The organism is Actinoplanes sp. CA-142083 (assembly GCF_050942195.1).
GTDB lineage: Bacteria > Actinomycetota > Actinomycetes > Mycobacteriales > Micromonosporaceae > Actinoplanes.
In genome coordinates this window covers 298,763-316,765 of record NZ_CP192076.1, presented here as the reverse complement: position 1 = coordinate 316,765, position 18,003 = coordinate 298,763, and the positions used below count along the sequence as shown (strand labels likewise).

Here is an 18,003-nt window from a genome sequence, read left to right as displayed (position 1 = left end):
TGACGTTGGTCAGCGGACGAACTGCGCCGCGTCTCTGGTCAGGTCGATCAGCGGAGCCGGGACCACACCCAGCGCCAGCGTGGCGATCACGCCGATGGCCAGGGCCGCCGAGGTGAGGAACCCGGGGATGGACACCGTCGGGGTGGTCTCGCCCGGCTCGCTCAGCCAGAGCAGCACGATCACCCGCAGGTACGGGAACGCGATCAGCATGCTGGTGATCACACCGAAGATGACGAGCCAGGTCTGCCCGCCCTCGACCGCCGCTCCGAAGACCGCGAACTTGCTGGTGAAGCCGCTGGTCAACGGGATGCCGGCAAAAGCCAGCAGGATGAACGAGAAGGTGAGCGCGAACAGCGGGCTCTTGCGCCCGAGCCCGGCCCAGCGGGACAGGTGGGTCGCCTCGCCGTCCGCGTCGCGCACCAGCGTGACGATGCCGAACGCGGCGAGCACCGAGAAGCCGTAGGCGACCAGGTAGAACATCGTGCTGCTCAGGCCGTCCTTGTTGAGCGCCAGGACACCCACCAGGAGGTAACCGGCGTTCGCGATCGACGAGTAGGCGAGCAGCCGCTTCATGTCGGTCTGCGTCACCGCGAGGACGGCGCCGACCAGCATCGTGAGAACCGCCACGGTGCCCAGGACCGGCTGGAAGTCCCAGCGCACGCCCTCGAACGCCACATACAGGATCCGGAGCAGCGCGCCGAACGCGGCGACCTTGGTGCAGGCCGCCATCAGCGCGGTGATCGGGGTGGGCGCGCCCTGGTAGACGTCGGGCGTCCACACGTGGAACGGCGCCAGCGCGGCCTTGAAGAGCAGGCCGATGGCGACCAGCGCGAGACCCGCGTACAGGAGGATCTCGCTCTGGGTCGGGTTGGCGACCGCCGCGTGCACCTGGCCGAGCGAGATGCCGCCGGAGAAGCCGTAGATCAGCGCGACGCCGAACAGGAAGAACGCCGACGCGTACGAACCGAGCAGGAAGTACTTGAGCGCGGCCTCCTGGCTGAGCAGACGACGCCGGCGGGCGAGCGCGCACAGCAGGTACAGCGGCAGCGAGAAGACCTCGAGCGCGACGAACATGGTCAGCAGGTCGTTCGCCGAGACGAACAGCAGCATGCCGCCGAGCGCGAAGATCGTCAGCGGGTAGACCTCGGTGGCGCCGGGCTGGTCGCCGGCCTGCCGCAGGTCCTTCTGCGAGCCGACGGTGATCGCGGCCTGCGAGACGAACGCGCCGCCCCGCTCGATCGACCGCTCGCCGATCAGCATCATCGAGACCGCGCCGAGCACCAGGATCGCGCCCTGCAGGAACAGCGTGGGCCCGTCGACCGCGACCGCGCCGCCGATGGTGATCTTCCGGGTGCCGTGCTCGACGACCACCATGACGAAAGCCGCGATGATCGCCGCGAAGGAGAGGCCCAGCTGGACGGGGTGCCGCAACCTACGCGGGACCAGGCCCTCGACGATGATGCCGACGCAGGCGGCCCCGAAGAGGATCAGCATGGGCGACAGCGCGCCGTAGTCGATCTCGGGAAGTTTGAGAGCTTCCATGGCTAGCGAGCCCCTCCGTTAGCGACGACCGACGTCGGGCCCGGGTCGGTCTTTCCGACGTCGTGCATGGTCGCCTGCACCGCCGGGTTGATCACATCGGTGACCGGCTTCGGGTAGAAGCCGAGCAGGATGAGCAGGAGGATCAGCGGGGCGACCACGACCTTCTCCCGCAGGGTGATGTCCTTGCGCATGGCCGGCACCTCTTCCAGAGCCGGGTTCAGGGCGCCCTGGGTGGTGCGCTGCACCATCCAGAGGACGTACGCGGCGGCCAGGATGATGCCGAAGGTCGCGATGACCGCGTACGCCTTGTGCACCGTGAACGTGCCGATCAGCACCAGGAACTCGCTGACGAACGGCGCCGTGCCGGGCAGGGCCAGCGAGGCGAGACCGGCGAAGAACAGCACGCCGGCCAGGACCGGGGTGAGCTTGCCGGCGCCGCCGAAGTCGCTGACCAGGCTGGAGTTGCGCCGGGCCACGTACATGCCGACCACGATGAACAGCAGGCCGGTGGCCAGGCCGTGATTGACCATGTAAAGCACCGCGCCGGTCCCGGCCTGGGTGGTGAAGGCGAAGATGCCGATGCCGATGAAGCCGAAGTGCGCGATCGACGTGTACGAGACGAGCCGCTTCAGGTCGTTCTGGCCGACCGCGAGCAGCGCCGCGTAGATGATGCCGATCACCGCGAGCACCAGCGCGGCCGGCGCGAACCAGCGGGACGCCTCGGGGAACAGCGGGAGGCAGTAGCGCAGGATGCCGAAGGTGCCGACCTTGTCCATCACGCCGACCAGCAGCGCGGCCGCGCCCGCCGGGGCGGCGCCACCGGCGTCGGGCAGCCAGGTGTGGAACGGGAAGAACGGCGCCTTGATCGCGAAGGCCACGAAGAAGCCGAGGAACAGCCAGCGGGCCGTGTTCTGGTCGATCGAGTTGACCGACTCGATCAGCTTGGCGAAGTCGAAGGTGTGCCCGCCGACCACCCAGAGGCCGATTACCGAGGCCAGCATGAACAGACCGCCGACCAGGCTGTACAGGAAGAACTTGACCGCCGCGTACTGCCGGCGGGGCCCGCCGAACGACCCGATGATGAAGTACATCGGGATCAGCATGACCTCGAAGAACACGTAGAAGAGGAACACGTCGGCGGCCGCGAAGACGCCGATCATCGTGAACTCGAAGGCCAGCAGCAGCGCGAAGTAGGTCGGCGCCGAGCGCTTCTCCTGATCGACGTCGTGCCAGGACGCGAGGATCACGACCGGCGTGAGCACCGCGATCAGCATCAGCATGACGAGGGCGATGCCGTCGGCCGCGAAGGTGAAGCGGGCGTCCCAGGAGGGGATCCACGCGTACGACTCGTGGAACTGGAACCGGTCGCCGTCGATCTTGAAAGCCACCCACATGAAGATGCTGAGCACCAGCACCACGAGCGACCAGATCAGCGCGACCAGCTTCGCCAGCTCGGCGTTGCGGCGCGGGATCACGGCCACGACGATGGCGCCCACCAGGGGCAACAGCGTCAGAATGCCGAGGAACGGAAAGTCGCTCATGCGAGCCACCCCAACTGGATCGCGAGGAAGGCGCCGACCACGAGCAGAGCGCCGGTGAGCATGGAGAGGGCGTACGACCGGACGAAGCCGGTTTGGAGCCTTCGTAGTCGCCCGGAGCTGCCGCCGACGCCGGCCGCGATGCCGTTCACGATGCCGTCGATGCCGCGGTTGTCGAGGTAGACCAGCGCCCGGGTCAGGTAGATGCCGGGACGCTCGAACACCGCCTCGTTGAACGCGTCGGTGTACAGGTTGCGCCGGGCCGCCGTGACGACCGCGCCGGCCGGCTGCTCCTGCAGGGCGGTGCCCTTGCGGAACAGCGCCCAGGCGACGAGCGCGCCGCCGACGCTGAGGATCAGCGTGAGCGCGGTGATCACCCACTTGTTCATGACCGGCTCGCCCTCGCCCTCGCCGGTGACCGGCTCGAGCCACTGCGGGATGGCCGAGTGGCGGCTGAGCAGGAAGCCCGCGACGATCGAGCCGATCGCCAGCAGCACCAGCGGGATCGTCATGATCGCCGGCGACTCGTGCGGGTGCTTGTTCTCCTCGGTGTAGCGCTCGGGACCGTGGAAGGTGAGCACGTAGAGCCGGGTCATGTAGAACGCGGTCAGGCCGGCGCCGAGCAGCGCCGCCGTGCCGAACAGCCAGGACGTCCAGTCGCCGCGCGAGTACGCCGCCTCGATGATCGGGTCCTTCGAGAAGAAGCCGGACAGCGGCGGGATGCCGATGATCGCGAGCCAGCCCATCATGAAGGTGATCCAGGTCCACGTCATGTACTTGCGCAGGCCGCCGAAGCGCCGGATGTCGACCTGGTCGTGCATGCCGTGCATGACCGAGCCGGCCCCGAGGAACATGTTGGCCTTGAAGAAGCCGTGCGCGAGCAGGTGGATGATCGCCAGCGCGTACGCCCCGCCGCCGAGCCCGACACCGAGGAACATGTAGCCGATCTGGCTGACCGTCGACCAGGCCAGGACCCGCTTGATGTCGTCCTTCGCGGCGCCGATGATGCAGCCCATCAGCAGCGTGACCGCGCCGACGCTGACCACGATCAGCTGCATCGTCTCGTTCGCCGAGAAGATGTGGTTGGAGCGGGCGATCAGGTAGACGCCCGCGGTCACCATGGTCGCGGCGTGGATGAGGGCCGAGACCGGGGTCGGGCCCTCCATGGCGTCCGGCAACCAGGCCTGCAGCGGGAACTGGCCGGACTTACCGGCCGCGCCGAGCAGCAGCAGGATGCCCAGGATCAGGACGGTCGTGGCCGACAGCGTCCCGACCCCGTTGAAGACCTCCGCGTACTGGGTGGTGCCCAGCGTGGCGAACATGATGAAGATGCCGATGGCCAGGCCGGCGTCGCCGACCCGGTTCATCAGGAACGCCTTCTTGCCGGCGGTGGCCGCCGACGGGCGGTTGTACCAGAACGAGATCAGCAGGTAGGAGGCGAGACCCACGCCCTCCCAGCCGAAGTACAGCATCACGTAGTTGTTGCCGAGAACCAGCAGCAACATCGCCGCGACGAAGAGGTTGAAGTATCCGAAGAACTTGCGGCGTCCCGGGTCGTGCTCCATGTAGCCGACGGCGTACAGGTGGATCAGCGAGCCGACGCCCGTGATCAGCAGGACGAAGACGCCGGACAGCGGGTCGAACAGCATGCCGAAGTCGACATGCAACCCACCGACGGTGATGAAGTCCCACATGCTCAGCTCGGCCGAGCGATGCTCCGCGTCGAGCCCGGCGAGACTGAAGAAGAACACCAGGCCCAGCACGAACGAGGCCGCCACCGCGAGGACGCCGAGCCAGTGTCCCCACTTGTCGGCCCGTTTGCCGAGGAGCAGCAGGACCGCGGCGCTGGCGAGCGGAATGGCCACAAGCAGCCAGATTCCGCTCAGCGTTCCCGTCGCGTGGGCATACTCCACTGTCTGTTCCACAGGAAGGCCCCTTTAGTACTTAAGAAGGTTCGCGTCGTCGACGCTCGCCGAGCGTCGCGTACGGAAGATCGACATGATGATGGCGAGGCCCACCACGACCTCGGCCGCCGCGACGACCATCACGAAGAACGAGATGATCTGACCGTCGAGGCTGCCGTTGATCCGGCTGAAGGCGACCAGCGCCAGGTTCGCCGCGTTGAGCATGAGCTCGATGCACATGAACAACACGATCGCGTTGCGGCGGATGAGCACCCCGGTCGCGCCGATGGTGAACAGGATCGCCGCAAGAATGAGGTAGTAGTCGGGAGTCACTTCTCGGTTCCCTTCGGAGCAGCCTCTTGGGCGGTCAGCTCACGCACGGGCAAGATCGGCGAGATGCTCCGCTCGCTGCCGTTGCCGTCGGGCAGCCGCGCGGGCGCCGCGACCGACATCGTGTTGGCGTAGACGCCCGGGCCCGGCTTCGGGCCGGGGTAGTTGCCCGGCCGGAAGCGCCGGGTCATCCGGGTGACCTGGTCCACGATGTCGGCCTTGGCCCGCTCGACGTGCGCCAGCACCAGCGCGCCGACCGCCGCCGTGATCAGCAGGGCCGAGGTGAGCTCGAAGGCGAAGACGTAGCGGGTGAACAGCAGCGCGGCCAGGCCCTGCACGTTGCCGCCGTGCTGGGCGTTCGCCTCGGTCAGGCCGACCGCGGGGAGGTCGCCGAGCGCGCGGGCGAGCCCGGTGCCGACCAGCACCGCGAAACCGACGCCGAGCACGATCGCCGCGATCCGCTGCCCGCGTAACGTCTCGATCAGCGAATCGGAGGCGTCCCGGCCGACCAGCATGAGCACGAAGAGGAACAGCATCATGATCGCGCCGGTGTAGACGATGATCTGCACGGCGCCGAGGAACGGCGCCGCGTTGACCACGTAGAGGAAGCCCAGGCAGAGCATCGTCAGCACGAGCCAGAGCGCGGAGTGCACCGCGTTGCGGGCGATCACCATGCCGAGCGCGCCGATCACCGCGATCGAGCCGAGGATCCAGAAAGCCCACGCCTCACCGGTGGAAACGTGGCTCATCGCACGCCTTCTTTCGCCGCTTCGCCTGTGCCGTCGGCGGCGTCGTTGGTCGCCCACGGCGCCCGCTCGGCGCCGGCCGAGGTGCCCGGGTTGGTGAGCGCGCCGACGTAGTAGTCCTTGTCGGTGTCGCCCAGGCGCATCGGGTGCGGCGGCTGCTCCATGCCCGGCAGCAGCGGCGCCAGCAGTTCCTTCTTCGTGAAGATCAGGTCCTGCCGGCTGTCGCGGGCCAGCTCGTACTCGTTGCTCATGGTCAGCGAACGGGTCGGGCAGGCCTCGATGCACAGGCCGCAGAAGATGCAGCGCGCGTAGTTGATCTGGTAGATCTTCGCGTACCGCTCACCGGGCGAGAACCGCTGTTCGTCGGTGTTGTCCCCACCCTCGACGTAGATCGCGTCGGCCGGGCAGGCCCAGGCGCACAGCTCGCAGCCGATGCACTTCTCGAGGCCGTCCGGGTGCCGGTTGAGGATGTGCCGGCCGTGGTAGCGCGGCGCCGGCGTCGGCGGGGAGAACGGATAGTCGGTCGTGATGACCTTGCGGAACATGTGCGCGAAGGTCACCCCGAAGCCCTTGAAAGAGCCCGAGAACGTCCCCACGTCACACCTCCTTGGTTTCGGAATCGCCGCCGACCGTGGCCGGGGTGCGTTCGGCCACCGCGCGGCGTGCCCGCGGGCTCGGGGGTACCTGCAGATCCATCGGGGGCACCGGGAAGCTGCCCGGTGGACGGGCCGCCAGCTGTTCCTCGATGGAGACCTGCCTGGGTTTCTTGCTCGCCGGCCAGAAGAGCGCGACCAGCAGGATGACGACCACGATGCCGCCGATCGACAGCCACTTGGTGCGGTCGGAGAACTCGTTGTTGGCGACCTTGACGTACGAGAGGAAGAGGATCCACACCAGGTTGACCGGGATGAGGACCTTCCACCCGAAGCGCATGAACTGGTCGTACCGCATCCGGGGGAGCGTGGCCCGCAGCCAGATGAAGCCGAACAGGAAGATCAGCACCTTGGCGAAGAACCAGATCATGCCGAACCAGCCGGAGTTCGCGCCCGACCAGATCGCGGTGATCGGCCACGGCGCACGCCACCCACCGAGGAAGAGCGTGGTACAAAACGCCGACACGGTGATCATGTTGATGTACTCGGCCAGGAAGAACATGGCGAACTTGAAGGACGAGTACTCGGTGTGGAAGCCGCCGACCAGCTCGGACTCGGCCTCGGGGAGGTCGAACGGGGCCCGGTTGGTCTCGCCGACCGCCGCGATCATGTAGATCACGAAGCTCGGGAGCAGCAGGACCGCGTACCAGCTCGGCGTGGTCAGGTCCATGCCGAGGAAGTGGAACGGGTTGCCCTCGGCCTGCGCCTTCACGATCTGCGAGGTGCTCATCGTGCCGGCGGTCATGAAGACCGCGACGATCGACAGGCCCATCGCGACCTCGTACGAGATCATCTGTGCGCTCGACCGCAGGCCGCCCAGCAGCGGGTAGGTCGAGCCGGACGCCCAGCCGGAGAGCACCACGCCGTACACGCTCATCGAGGAGCAGGCCAGCAGCACCAGCACCGAGACCGGCACGTCGGTGAGCTGCAGCGCGGTCTTGTGGCCGAACATGCTGACCATGCCGCCGAACGGGATCACCGCGAACGCCGTGAAGGCCGTCGTACAGGAGATCACCGGGGCGATGAAATAGACCACCTTGTCGGCGGTCTTCGGGATGATCTCTTCCTTGAACGGCAGCTTCAGGCCGTCGGTGAGGCTCTGCAACCAGCCCTTGGGGCCGACCTGGTTGGGGCCCGGCCGGACCGCCATCCGGGCCACGACCTTGCGCTCGTAGTTGATCGTGAACAGCGTCAGCAGCAGCAGGATCACGAAGACCCCGAGCAGCTTGATCAGCGAGATCCACCAGACGTCCTGGAACGGCAGCGTCGGATCCTCCGCGTGCGCCGCTACCACCATCGAGTTCATGCTTTCGCCCCCTTCATGCGGGTTTCTCCCTGCAGTGCGGCGGAGCCGCTTTCAGGAGGCCCAGCGAGGATCGGGCCCGCGACGCCGGCGGTGAGCCGGACGATCGCGCCCGAAGAGACGCCGAGGCTGCGACGCAGCGTCGAACCCGGCGAGTTGGTGGGAAGCCACACCACCTGCGGGGGCAGGTCGGTGATCGCGGCCGGCAGCGTGATGCCGCCCCGGTCGGTGTTGACCGTAATCAGGTCACCCTCGGCCACCCCGAGCGACTCGGCGAGGTCCTTGCCGATCCGCGCTACCGGCGGGCGGGCGGTGCCCTTGAGCACGTCGTCGCCGTCGAGCAGCGAGCCCATGTCGATCAGGTGGTGCCAGGTGGCGAGCACGGCCTCGCCGGCGCCCGGCTTGACCGCCGCCGCCGGGGCCACCGTCGGCAGCGCCGGGCGGCCGGCCTTGCTCGGCGGCATGGCGCCCAGCTCGCGCCGGATCGCCATCACGTCGCCGGTGCCCAATTGGATGCCTTCAGTCGTTTCTTGGGCGGTGGCGGGGTGGTTGGACGGGACCTCCAGAAGGGCGGCGATCGCCTCGAGCACCCGGCCGTCGGTCATCGCCGTGGTGGGCAGGACGGTCCCGAACGAGCGGAGCCGGCCCTCCCAGTCCATGAACGTGCCCGACTTCTCCTGAGCGGGGGCCACCGGGAGCACGACGTCGGCGCGGCGGGTGACCGCGCTGCCGCGGATCTCGAGGCTGACCACGAAGCCGGCCTTGTCGAGCGCCTGCTCGGCGAGGCGCGGGTCGGTCAGGTCGGACGGGTCGACGCCCGCGACCAGCAGGCCACCGAGCTCGCCCTTCGCCGCCGCCGCGATGATGCCGTCGGTGTCGCGGCCGGGCTTGCTGGGCAGGCCGCCGGTCTCGACGCTCCAGGCCAGCGAGAGCTCGGCGCGGGCCGCCGGGTCGGCGACCGGGCGGCCGCCGGGCAGCAGGTTGGGCAGGCAGCCGGCGTCGACCGCGCCACGGTCGCCGGCCCGGCGCGGCACCCACGCGAGGCGGGCGCCGGTGCGCTCGGCCGCCGCGGCCGCCGCGGAGAGCCCGCCCGGCACGGTGGCCAGGCGCTCGCCGACGATCAGCAGGGCGCCCGGGGTGGCGAGCGCCGCGGCCACGGCCGGGTCGTCGGCCAGGATCCGGGCCTCCTCGCCCGGGGCGGCCGCGACGAGCGACGCACTGATCTTGGCGAAGCCGCGGGTCAGGTACGGCGCCACCGCGGTGACCTGGAGCTTGCGCTTGTCGGCCGCCTTGCGCAGCCGCAGGAAGAGGATGGGGCACTCCTCCTCCGGCTCGAGCCCGACGATGACCGCGACGGGGGCGTTCTCGACGTCCTCATAGGTCACATCGGAGACCCCACCGGCGACGGAGGCGGCCAGGAAGTCGGCCTCCTCGGTGCTCAGCGGGCGCGACCGGAAGTCGATGTCGTTGGTGCCGAGGGCCACCCGGGCGAACTTCGCGTACGCGTACGCGTCCTCCACCGTGAGACGGCCACCCGTGAGCACCCCGACGCCGCCGGCGGCCTTGGCCGCCTTGAGGCCCTCCGCCGCCGTGAACAGCGCCTCGCTCCAGGAGGCCTCGCGCAGCTCACCGCTGCGCGCGTCGCGGATCAGCGGGTTCATGATGCGGTCGTTGGCGGTGGCGTAGCGGAAGCCCCACCGGCCCTTGTCGCAGTTCCACTCCTCGTTGACCGCCGGGTCGTCGCCGGCCAGGCGCCGGAGCACCTTGCCGCGGCGGTGGTCGGCGCGCATCGAGCAGCCGGCCGCGCAGTGCTCGCAGGCCGTCGGCGTGGAGACCAGGTCGAACGGGCGGGCCCGGAACCGGTACTGCTCGCCGGTCAGCGCGCCCACCGGGCAGATCTGGATGGTGTTGCCGGAGAAATACGAGTTGAAGGCGACGTCGCCCTCGCCCTCGCCGACCTGCCCGTCGCCGGTGCCCCGGCCGCCGAAGAAGTCGTCCCGGTACACGTTGATCTGCTCGCCCGAGGAACGGTCCATCAGGTCGATGAACTTGTCCCCGGCGATCTCCTCGGAGAACCGCGTGCAGCGCTGGCACAGGATGCAGCGCTCGCGGTCGAGCAGCACCTGGCTGGAGATGTGGATCGGCTTTTCGTACTCGCGCTTGTGCTCGTGGAAGCGGGACTCGGCGCGGCCGTTGGACATCGCCTGGTTCTGCAGCGGGCACTCGCCGCCCTTGTCACAGGTCGGGCAGTCCAGTGGGTGGTTGGCCAGCAGCAGCTCCATCACGCCGTGCTGGGCCTTGTCGGCCACCTCGGAGGTGAGCTGGGTGTGCACCACCATGCCTTCGGCGACCGCCTGCGTGCAGGAGGCGACCGGCTTGCGCTGGCCCTCGATCTCGACCAGGCACTGGCGGCAGGCGCCGGCCGGGGCGAGCAGCGGGTGGTCGCAGAACCGGGGAATCGCGATGCCCATCCGCTCGGCGACCCGGATGACCAGCTCGCCCTTCTCGGCGGTGACCTCGACCCCGTCGATGGTGAGCGTGACGCGATTTGCAGCAAGCTCTGTGGTCTTCTTGGCTACGTCGGTCATCAGTGAGCTCCAACCAGGGCCTTAGCCGACAGCCGCGGAGCTGTCCGGCCCTCGATGTAGTCCAGGTAGTCCTGGCGGAAGAACTTCAACGTCGAGATGACCGGGGTCGCCGCGCCGTCGCCCAGACCGCAGAACGACCGGCCGAAGATGTTGTCGGCGGTGTCCTGCAGGGTGTCGAGGTCCGCGTAGGTGCCCTCGCCGGACAGAATCCGCCGGTAGGTGCGGACCATCCAGTAGTTGCCCTCGCGGCACGGCGTGCACTTGCCGCACGACTCGTGGTGGTAGAACTCCAGCCACCGCCAGGTCGCGTAGACCGGGCAGTCCTGGTCGCTGAAGATCTGCATGGCCGTGGTGCCCAGCAGCGAGCCCTGGGCCGCGACGCCCTCGAAGTCCATCGGGGTGTCGATGTGCTCGGCCGTCAGCAGCGGGGTCGACGAGCCGCCCGGCGTCCAGAACTTCAGCGTGTGGCCGGGCTTCATGCCGCCGGCCAGCTCGATCAGCTCGCGCAGCGTGATGCCGAGGCCGCACTCGTACTGGCCCGGGTTGGCGATCCGGCCGGAGAGCGAATAGATCATCGGGCCGGTCGACTTCTCGGTGCCCATGCTGCGCCACCAGTCGGCGCCACCGAGCACGATGTACGGCACCGACGCGATGGTGCCGACGTTGTTGACCACCGTCGGGCTCGCGTACAGGCCGGCGATGGCCGGGAAGGGAGGGCGCAGCCGGGGCTGGCCGCGGAAGCCCTCCAGCGAGTCGAGCAGCGCGGTCTCCTCGCCACAGATGTACGCGCCGGCGCCCGAGTGCACGACCAGGTCGAGGTCGAAGCCCGTGCCCAGGATGTTGGTGCCGAGGTAGCCCTTCGCGTACGCCTGCTTCACGGCGGCCCGCAGCCGGCGGGCCGCGTGCACCGCCTCGCCGCGGATGTAGATGAAGGCGCGGTTGGCCCGGATCGCGTACGAGGCGATGATCGCGCCCTCGATCAGCGAATGCGGGTCGTACGTCATCAGTGGCAGGTCCTTGCAGGTGCCCGGCTCGCCCTCGTCGGCGTTGATGACCAGGTAGTGCGGCTTGTTGTCGCCCTGCGGGATGAAGCCCCACTTGAGACCGGTGGGGAAGCCCGCGCCGCCGCGGCCGCGCAGGCCCGAGTCCTTCACCAGCTGGATCAGGTCGTCGGGGTGCACGTCGAGCGCCTTCTTGAGGCCCGCGTAGCCGTCCAGCCGCTCGTAGACGTCGATCTTCCAGGCGTCCGGCGACAGCCAGCGCTTGGTGAGGACGGGGGTCAGCTTCTCGAGGACCTCACGCCGTGGCTGAGTCACTTCTGCTCCTCGTTACGCACGCTGTCACCGGCGGGCTTGGCGTCGCCGGCCGGCGGGTTCTGCGCGACGCCTTCCGCTTCCGCGGCGTTGGACGCGGCCGGGGCCGACGCCTTCGCCGTTCCGGTCGTGTCCGGGGTGGAGGCGGTGGGGTTACGCGCCTCGGCGGTGCGCACCTCCGGGTCCTTGGCGTCACCGGCGTCGGTCGGGCGGCCGGCGTTGCGGTGCTCGGTGACCTTGTCGGCGACCGCGCCGGCCGCGGCCTTGACCGCGCCGGTCACCTTGTCGGCGGCGGTGGCGACCTTGCCCCGGTTTTCCTCGCTGGGCGCCGGCTTGGTCTTGTTGATCGGGGCGTCGAGGTTGAAGTTCGGCACCGCGATCGCGTGCTGCTGGGCCAGGGTCACGCCGCGCAGGGTGGACGCGCCGGCCGGCCCGTCGCCGACCGCGCCGTCCCGCTCGTCGGCGAAGCCGGCGAGCTGGTGCTGCATCTCCTTGAGCGAGCAGACCCGGGCACCGCGCGACAGCACCGGGTTCTCGCCCTTGCGCAGGCTCTCGGCCAGGGCGATCGCGGACTCCGGCGTGGCCTCGTCGACGGCGAAGTCGTAGTTGACCGTGACCACCGGCGCGTAGTCGCAGGCCGCCAGGCACTCGGCGTGCTCCACAGTGATCTTGCCGTCGGCCGTCGTCTCCTGGTTGCCGACGCCGAGGTGGTCGGTCAGCCGGTCGTAGACCTCCTGGCCGCCCATCATGTTGCACAGCGTGTTGGTGCAGACGCTGACCAGGTATTCGCCGGTGGGGCGCCGCTTGTACATGGTGTAGAACGTGGCGACCGCGCCGACCTGGGCCTTGTTGATGCCCAGAACCTCGGCGCAGAAGGCCACGCCGTCGGGGCTGACGTGCCCCTGCTCGGTCTGCACCAGGTGCAGCAGCGGGAGCAGCGCGGAACGGCTGCGGCCCTCCGGGTAGCGCGCGATGATCTCGAGCGCCGGCGCGAGCAACTTCTCCGCTAGCGGCGCGGCAGCCGGGGAGAACTCGATATCCATCGGGGTTTCCGTCGCATTACGGCGAAGCCGGTTTGGCATAGCAGTGTCGGACATTTAGCGGTCACACCCACCCATCACGGGGTCCAGGGATGCGCCACCGGCGATGACGTCGGCCAGCAGCGCGCCTTCAGCCATCGCCGAGATGGACTGCAGGTTCACGAAGCTCGGATCACGCATGTGCACCCGGTAGGGATGAGTGCCGCCGTCCGAGACCGCATGCACGCCGAGCTCGCCGCGCGGGTGCTCGACGCCGACGTAGACCTGGCCGGGCGGGACCCGGAAGCCCTCGGTCACGAGCTTGAAGTGGTGGATCAGCGACTCCATCGACTGACCCATGATCTTGGCGACGTGCTCGAGCGAGTTGCCCAGGCCGTCGACGCCGATCGCGAGCTGGGCCGGCCAGGCGATCTTCTTGTCGGCGATGAAGATCGGGCCGGGCTTGAGCCGGTCGAGCGCCTGCTCCACGATCTTGAGCGACTCCCGCATCTCGGCCATCCGCACCTGGTATCGGCCCCAGACGTCGCCCGTTGTCGCGGTCGGCACGTCGAACTCGTAGTTCTCGTACCCGCAGTACGGCAGCGTCTTGCGGAGATCCCAGGCGAGACCGGCCGAGCGCAGCACCGGGCCGGTGACGCCGAGCGCCATGCAGCCGGTGACGTCCAGGACGCCCACGCCCTGGGTCCGCTGCTGCCAGATGATCTGGCCGGACAGCAGGGCCTCGTACTCCTTGAGCTTCTTCGGCATGTAAACGAGGAAGTCCCGGATCTTCTTGATCGCCGATTCCGGGATGTCCTGCGCGACGCCGCCGGGGCGGAAGTACGCGTGGTTCATCCGCAGACCGGAAGTCTCCTCGAAGATGTCCAGGATGTACTCGCGCTCGCGGAAGCCGTACAGCATCATCGAGATCGCGCCGATCTCCATGCCCGCGGTGGCCAGCCAAACCAGGTGCGAGGAGATCCGGTTGAGCTCCATGAAGAGCACCCGGATCGTGTTGGCCCGCTCGGTGATCTGGTCCTCGATGCCGAGCAGCTTCTCCACCGCGAGGCAGTAACCGGCCTCGTTGAACAGCGGCGCGAGATAGTCGGCCCGGGTCACGAACGTGGTGCCCTGGGTCCAGTTGCGGTACTCGAGGTTCTTCTCGATGCCGGTGTGCAGGTAACCGACGACCGGGCGGCACTCGGTGACCGTCTCACCCTCGAGCTCGAGCACCAGCCGCAGCACGCCGTGCGTGGACGGGTGCTGCGGACCCATGTTGACGACGATCTTCTCGTTCGACAACGGGTCGATGCTGCCGGTGACCGTGTCCCAGTCGCCGCCGGTGACCGTGAAGACGCGGCCTTCGGTGGTCTCTCGCTCGGTTGCATAGCCTGACGAAGTCACTGGTAGACCCTCCGCTGGTCAGGAGGCGGAATCTCGGCGCCCTTGTACTCGACGGGCACGCCGCCGAGCGGGTAGTCCTTGCGCTGCGGGTGGCCCTCCCAGTCGTCCGGCATGAGGATCCGGGTCAGGTTGGGGTGGCCGGTGAAGATGACGCCGAACATGTCGTACGTCTCCCGCTCCTGCCAGTCGGCGGTGGGGTAGACGCTGGTCACGGTCGGAACCGGGGTGTCGACCGGGACGGCGACCTCGAGCCGTACGCGACGGCGGTAGGTCATCGACGTCAGGTGGTAGGTGACGTGCAGCCGGCGGCTGTCGGAGTTCAGGTAGTCCACACCGGACACCGAGGAGCACAGCTCGAAGCGCAGCGCCTCGTCGTCCCGCATGATCTGGGCGACCTCGGCGATCCGCTCCGGCTTGATGTGCAGCGTCAGCTCGCCGCGGTCGACCACGACCTTCTCGATCGCGTCCGCGAAGCCGGGGTACGCCTCCTCGAGCGCGTCGGTGACCTCGTCGAAGTAGCCGCCGTACGGCTTGGGGCTGCCGACCACGTCGGGCCGCCGGCGGACCAGGCCGCCGAAGCCGGAGACGTCGCCGGTGCCCTGGATGCCGAACATGCCCTTCTGCGGGCTGGACGGCACCTGGGCCGGGGCGTCGATGTCGGCGCCGACCGGCTCCGCGTTGACCGGCACCCCACCGGTGTTCTCGATGCTCACGTAAGAAACACCTCCGCTTCGAGGGCAACGAACGGCCGTTCAGCCGACTGAGCCAAATTGTTCGGTCGCAAGCTCCCTCACCCCTTCCGCAGGTGCGGCTGCAGCTTCATCCAGTTCTCGATGCGAAGCTGTTCCTCGCGGCCCTCCTTGACGGCCTGCGTCCACTCCGCACGGCGGGTCTTGTCGACCCGGTAGGAGGAGGGCATCGCGCCGGGGGCGACGATCGGCATCTTGCCGGCGGCCTTGCGCGCCTCGAGCATCTTGCGGCCGTTCGGGCCGAGCGGCTGGTGCAGGACCTTCTCGCGCATCTTGAGGATGGCGTCGATCAGCATCTCCGGCCGCGGCGGGCAGCCGGGCAGGTAGACGTCGACCGGGACGATGTGGTCCACGCCCTGCACGATCGCGTAGTTGTTGAACATGCCGCCGGACGACGCGCAAACACCCATGGAAATCACGGAGCGCGGCTCGGGCATCTGGTCGTAGATCTGGCGGACGACCGGCGCCATCTTCTGGCTGACCCGACCGGCGACGATCATCAGGTCGGCCTGGCGGGGCGAGGCCCGGAAGACCTCCATGCCCCAGCGGCCAAGGTCGTAGTGCGGTCCGCCCGCGGCCATCATCTCGATCGCGCAGCAGGCAAGGCCGAAGGTGGCGCCCCAGAACGACGACTTACGCGCCCAGTTCGAGAGCAGCTCGACGGAGGTGAGCAGGATTCCGGCAGGGAGTTTCTCTTCGATACCCATGACGCATCAGTCCCAGTTGAGTCCGCCGCGCCGCCACACGTAGGTGTAGGCGATGAAGACGGTGACGATGAACAGGACCATCTCCACGAACCCGAACACGCCGAGCGCCCCGAAGGACACGGCCCACGGGTACAGGAAGATGGTCTCGATGTCGAAGACGATGAAGAGCATCGCGGTCAGGTAGAACTTCACCGGGAAGCGCCCGCCGCCGATCGGCTGCGGCGCCGGTTCGATGCCGCACTCGTACGCGTCGAGTTTTGCCCGGTTGTAGCGCTTCGGGCCGACGATCGGCGCTATACCGACCGAGAACAGCGCGAAGAGCGCGCCCAGAATCATCAGCGCGACGATCGGGACGTATGGGTTGATCGTCATGATCTCTCCTGCTCGAACGTTAGCCGCTTCACACTATTAGTCGGATTCGGCCAGGCGTCGACCGGGCCCGTCCAACCACCCCGCCACCGCCCCTGACCGGACTGAAGACTCTGCTCCCTGCTGCTCATACGGCGGGCGCCACCTTCGTCAGCCCATTGATGATCCGGTCCATGGCGTCGCCGCCGCGGGGGTCCGTCAGGTTGGCCAGCAGCTTGAGTACGAACCGCATCAGCGTCGGGTGCGGCATGCCGTGCTTGGTGGCGATGCGCATGATCTGCGGGTTTCCGATCAGCTTCACGAATACCCCACCGAGGCGGTAATAGCCGCCGTAACGCAGGCTCAGCTCGGACGGATAGGCCCGGAGAGCGCGTTCACGATCGGCGCCCGCGGGCCGGGCGAGCGCCTGCACGGCCACCTCCGCCGCGAGCTCGCCGGACTCCATCGCGTACGCGATGCCCTCGCCGTTCATCGGGTTGACCATGCCGCCGGAGTCGCCGACCAGCATGAGCCCCCGGGTGTAGTGCGGCACCCGGTTGAAGCCCATCGGGAGCGCGGCGCCGAGGATCGGGCCGTCCGCGTTCTCCTCGCCGCGCATGCCCCAGTCGGCGGGCGTGCCGTCCAGCCAGTCGGTGAGCATCGAGCGGTAGTTGGTCTTGCCGAAGGCGCTGGACGAGTTGAGGATGCCGAGGCCCACGTTGACCCGGCCGTCGCCCATGCCGAAGATCCAGCCGTACCCGGGGAGCAGGCGGTCGCGGTCGGTCGCGCTGCGCAGCTCGAGCCAGGACTCGAGGTAGTCGTCGTCAGCCCGCACCGGAGAGTGGTAGTAGCGCCGGACCGCGACGCCGATCGGCCGGTCGTCGCGCTTCGCGAGGCCCATGGCCAGCGGCAGCTTGCCGGAGACGCCGTCGGCCGCGATCACCAGCGGGGCGCGGAACTCGACCGGCTCCTTGCCCGGGCCGATCTTGGCGGTGACGCCGATCGCCCGGCCCTCGTCGTCGAGGACCGGGCCGGTCACGTTCACCCCGGTGCGCAGCAGCGCGCCGGCCTCGGCCGCGCGCTTGGCGAGCATGTCGTCGAAGTCGAGCCGGGTGCGGACCAGGCCGTAGTTGGGAAAGCTGGCGAGATCGGGCCAGTCCAGCTCGAGGCGGACGCCGCCGCCGATCACCCGCAGGCCCTTGTTGTGCAGCCAGCCGGCTTTCTCGGAGGTGTCGACCCCCATCCGGACGAGCTGCCGGACGGCGCGCGGAGTCAGACCGTCACCGCACACCTTCTCGCGCGGGAACTCGGTCTTCTCCAGCAGCAGGACCCGCAGGCCGTGCCGCGCCATGTGGTAGGCCGCCGCTGAGCCTCCCGGCCCGGCGCCGACCACTATTACGTCGGCTTCGTCCTCGATGACTCCCGACGGACCAGCGGGCCCCGATGTTGCTGGGTTGTGCACGGCACACCTCCGTCTCGTGCGGGCTCGTGAAACAGTTCACAAGCACGCCCAGATCGGAGTCTAAGACGGCCATCGAAGCTCGTTCGGGTTAGGCAACCCTAACTGTTTCGCGCCGGTGAAATGCCCGATCCGCTATCCGCCAGTGGCTCTTGATCCAGGTATTCCCGAAACGTACCGCCCATGGCGCGATCAAGGGCGACGATCAGCTCATCTACTAGGTCTTGAGCCAGCTCAGGGTCCTGCGCGGCCACCAGGCGGATCCGGGCGGCAAGCTCCATGCCGCGGCGCTCGCCCGCTTCGTTGTCGTCGATGGCGATGTCGATGTCCGTGTCCTCTAGTTGCCCGAAGGTAGTCATGAGGGCAGCAAAACAGGATTTACCGCCCCAGACAGCCGAAT

At 68.6% G+C, this 18,003-nt stretch carries 16 protein-coding genes; all 16 read right to left on the bottom strand.

Annotation, left to right across the window (positions count from 1 at the left end):
* Nucleotides 1-9: 9 nt before the first annotated feature.
* The 16 genes from nuoN to ACQPZX_RS01440 all read right to left on the bottom strand — a co-directional run bounded on the left by nuoN (nucleotide 10) and on the right by ACQPZX_RS01440 (nucleotide 17,962).
* Nucleotides 10-1,542 carry an NADH-quinone oxidoreductase subunit NuoN gene (nuoN, locus tag ACQPZX_RS01515; RefSeq protein WP_433373259.1) on the bottom strand — a complete coding sequence of 511 codons (1,533 nt, stop codon included), beginning with the start codon at nucleotides 1,540-1,542 and terminating at the stop codon, nucleotides 10-12.
* 2 nt (nucleotides 1,543-1,544) lie between these two features.
* Nucleotides 1,545-3,083, bottom strand: a complete 1,539-nt coding sequence (locus tag ACQPZX_RS01510; RefSeq protein ID WP_433373256.1) for an NADH-quinone oxidoreductase subunit M — start codon at nucleotides 3,081-3,083, stop codon at nucleotides 1,545-1,547.
* A complete protein-coding gene (nuoL, locus tag ACQPZX_RS01505) occupies nucleotides 3,080-5,005 on the bottom strand; it encodes an NADH-quinone oxidoreductase subunit L (RefSeq protein WP_433373253.1) in 1,926 nt (641 codons plus the stop codon). Before nuoL ends, ACQPZX_RS01510 begins: the two co-directional genes overlap by 4 nt.
* Nucleotides 5,006-5,017: 12 nt before the next feature.
* Nucleotides 5,018-5,317 (bottom strand): NADH-quinone oxidoreductase subunit NuoK, encoded by a 300-nt coding sequence (gene nuoK, locus ACQPZX_RS01500; RefSeq protein WP_433373250.1) that lies wholly within the window; start codon nucleotides 5,315-5,317, stop codon nucleotides 5,018-5,020.
* Entirely contained in the window at nucleotides 5,314-6,063 is a 750-nt protein-coding gene (locus ACQPZX_RS01495) for an NADH-quinone oxidoreductase subunit J (protein WP_433373248.1), read from the bottom strand. Before ACQPZX_RS01495 ends, nuoK begins: the two co-directional genes overlap by 4 nt.
* A complete protein-coding gene (nuoI, locus tag ACQPZX_RS01490; RefSeq protein ID WP_433384928.1) occupies nucleotides 6,060-6,605 on the bottom strand; it encodes an NADH-quinone oxidoreductase subunit NuoI in 546 nt (181 codons plus the stop codon). Before nuoI ends, ACQPZX_RS01495 begins: the two co-directional genes overlap by 4 nt.
* 52 nt (nucleotides 6,606-6,657) lie before the next feature.
* Nucleotides 6,658-8,010, bottom strand: a complete 1,353-nt coding sequence (nuoH, locus tag ACQPZX_RS01485) for an NADH-quinone oxidoreductase subunit NuoH (protein ID WP_433384925.1) — start codon at nucleotides 8,008-8,010, stop codon at nucleotides 6,658-6,660.
* Between the two features lie 5 nt (nucleotides 8,011-8,015).
* On the bottom strand, nucleotides 8,016-10,604 hold the full coding sequence (locus ACQPZX_RS01480; RefSeq protein WP_433373245.1) for an NADH-quinone oxidoreductase subunit G: 2,589 nt from the start codon (nucleotides 10,602-10,604) through the stop codon (nucleotides 8,016-8,018).
* Nucleotides 10,604-11,920 carry an NADH-quinone oxidoreductase subunit NuoF gene (nuoF, locus tag ACQPZX_RS01475; protein WP_433373242.1) on the bottom strand — a complete coding sequence of 439 codons (1,317 nt, stop codon included), beginning with the start codon at nucleotides 11,918-11,920 and terminating at the stop codon, nucleotides 10,604-10,606. Before nuoF ends, ACQPZX_RS01480 begins: the two co-directional genes overlap by 1 nt.
* A complete protein-coding gene (nuoE, locus tag ACQPZX_RS01470; protein ID WP_433373239.1) occupies nucleotides 11,917-12,960 on the bottom strand; it encodes an NADH-quinone oxidoreductase subunit NuoE in 1,044 nt (347 codons plus the stop codon). The genes nuoF and nuoE overlap by 4 nt, the downstream gene beginning before the upstream one ends.
* A gap of 54 nt (nucleotides 12,961-13,014) precedes the next feature.
* Nucleotides 13,015-14,340, bottom strand: a complete 1,326-nt coding sequence (locus tag ACQPZX_RS01465) for an NADH-quinone oxidoreductase subunit D (protein WP_433373236.1) — start codon at nucleotides 14,338-14,340, stop codon at nucleotides 13,015-13,017.
* The gene (locus ACQPZX_RS01460) at nucleotides 14,337-15,053 is read right to left on the bottom strand and encodes an NADH-quinone oxidoreductase subunit C (protein WP_433373233.1); all 717 of its coding nucleotides are present in this window, start codon (nucleotides 15,051-15,053) and stop codon (nucleotides 14,337-14,339) included. Before ACQPZX_RS01460 ends, ACQPZX_RS01465 begins: the two co-directional genes overlap by 4 nt.
* A 77-nt stretch (nucleotides 15,054-15,130) precedes the next feature.
* Nucleotides 15,131-15,796 (bottom strand): NuoB/complex I 20 kDa subunit family protein, encoded by a 666-nt coding sequence (locus ACQPZX_RS01455; protein ID WP_433373230.1) that lies wholly within the window; start codon nucleotides 15,794-15,796, stop codon nucleotides 15,131-15,133.
* Nucleotides 15,797-15,802: 6 nt separating this feature from the next.
* A complete protein-coding gene (locus ACQPZX_RS01450; protein WP_433373227.1) occupies nucleotides 15,803-16,168 on the bottom strand; it encodes an NADH-quinone oxidoreductase subunit A in 366 nt (121 codons plus the stop codon).
* A 124-nt stretch (nucleotides 16,169-16,292) separates the two neighbouring features.
* On the bottom strand, nucleotides 16,293-17,606 hold the full coding sequence (locus ACQPZX_RS01445; protein ID WP_433373225.1) for a geranylgeranyl reductase family protein: 1,314 nt from the start codon (nucleotides 17,604-17,606) through the stop codon (nucleotides 16,293-16,295).
* Nucleotides 17,607-17,704: 98 nt separating this feature from the next.
* The gene (locus ACQPZX_RS01440) at nucleotides 17,705-17,962 is read right to left on the bottom strand and encodes a hypothetical protein (protein ID WP_433373222.1); all 258 of its coding nucleotides are present in this window, start codon (nucleotides 17,960-17,962) and stop codon (nucleotides 17,705-17,707) included.
* Between the last annotated feature and the right edge of the window lie 41 nt (nucleotides 17,963-18,003).

Bases quoted from the DNA above. Each gene is read 5' to 3' on its own strand.
- nuoN (WP_433373259.1), bottom strand. From the start codon at position 1,542: ATGGAAGCTCTCAAACTTCCCGAGATCGACTACGGCGCGCTGTCGCCC.
- ACQPZX_RS01510 (WP_433373256.1), bottom strand. From the start codon at position 3,083: ATGAGCGACTTTCCGTTCCTCGGCATTCTGACGCTGTTGCCCCTGGTG.
- ACQPZX_RS01495 (WP_433373248.1), bottom strand. From the start codon at position 6,063: ATGAGCCACGTTTCCACCGGTGAGGCGTGGGCTTTCTGGATCCTCGGC.
- nuoI (WP_433384928.1), bottom strand. From the start codon at position 6,605: ATGTTCCGCAAGGTCATCACGACCGACTATCCGTTCTCCCCGCCGACG.
- nuoH (WP_433384925.1), bottom strand. From the start codon at position 8,010: ATGGTGGTAGCGGCGCACGCGGAGGATCCGACGCTGCCGTTCCAGGAC.
- ACQPZX_RS01480 (WP_433373245.1), bottom strand. From the start codon at position 10,604: ATGACCGACGTAGCCAAGAAGACCACAGAGCTTGCTGCAAATCGCGTC.
- nuoE (WP_433373239.1), bottom strand. From the start codon at position 12,960: ATGGATATCGAGTTCTCCCCGGCTGCCGCGCCGCTAGCGGAGAAGTTG.
- ACQPZX_RS01455 (WP_433373230.1), bottom strand. From the start codon at position 15,796: ATGGGTATCGAAGAGAAACTCCCTGCCGGAATCCTGCTCACCTCCGTC.
- ACQPZX_RS01450 (WP_433373227.1), bottom strand. From the start codon at position 16,168: ATGACGATCAACCCATACGTCCCGATCGTCGCGCTGATGATTCTGGGC.
- ACQPZX_RS01440 (WP_433373222.1), bottom strand. From the start codon at position 17,962: ATGACTACCTTCGGGCAACTAGAGGACACGGACATCGACATCGCCATC.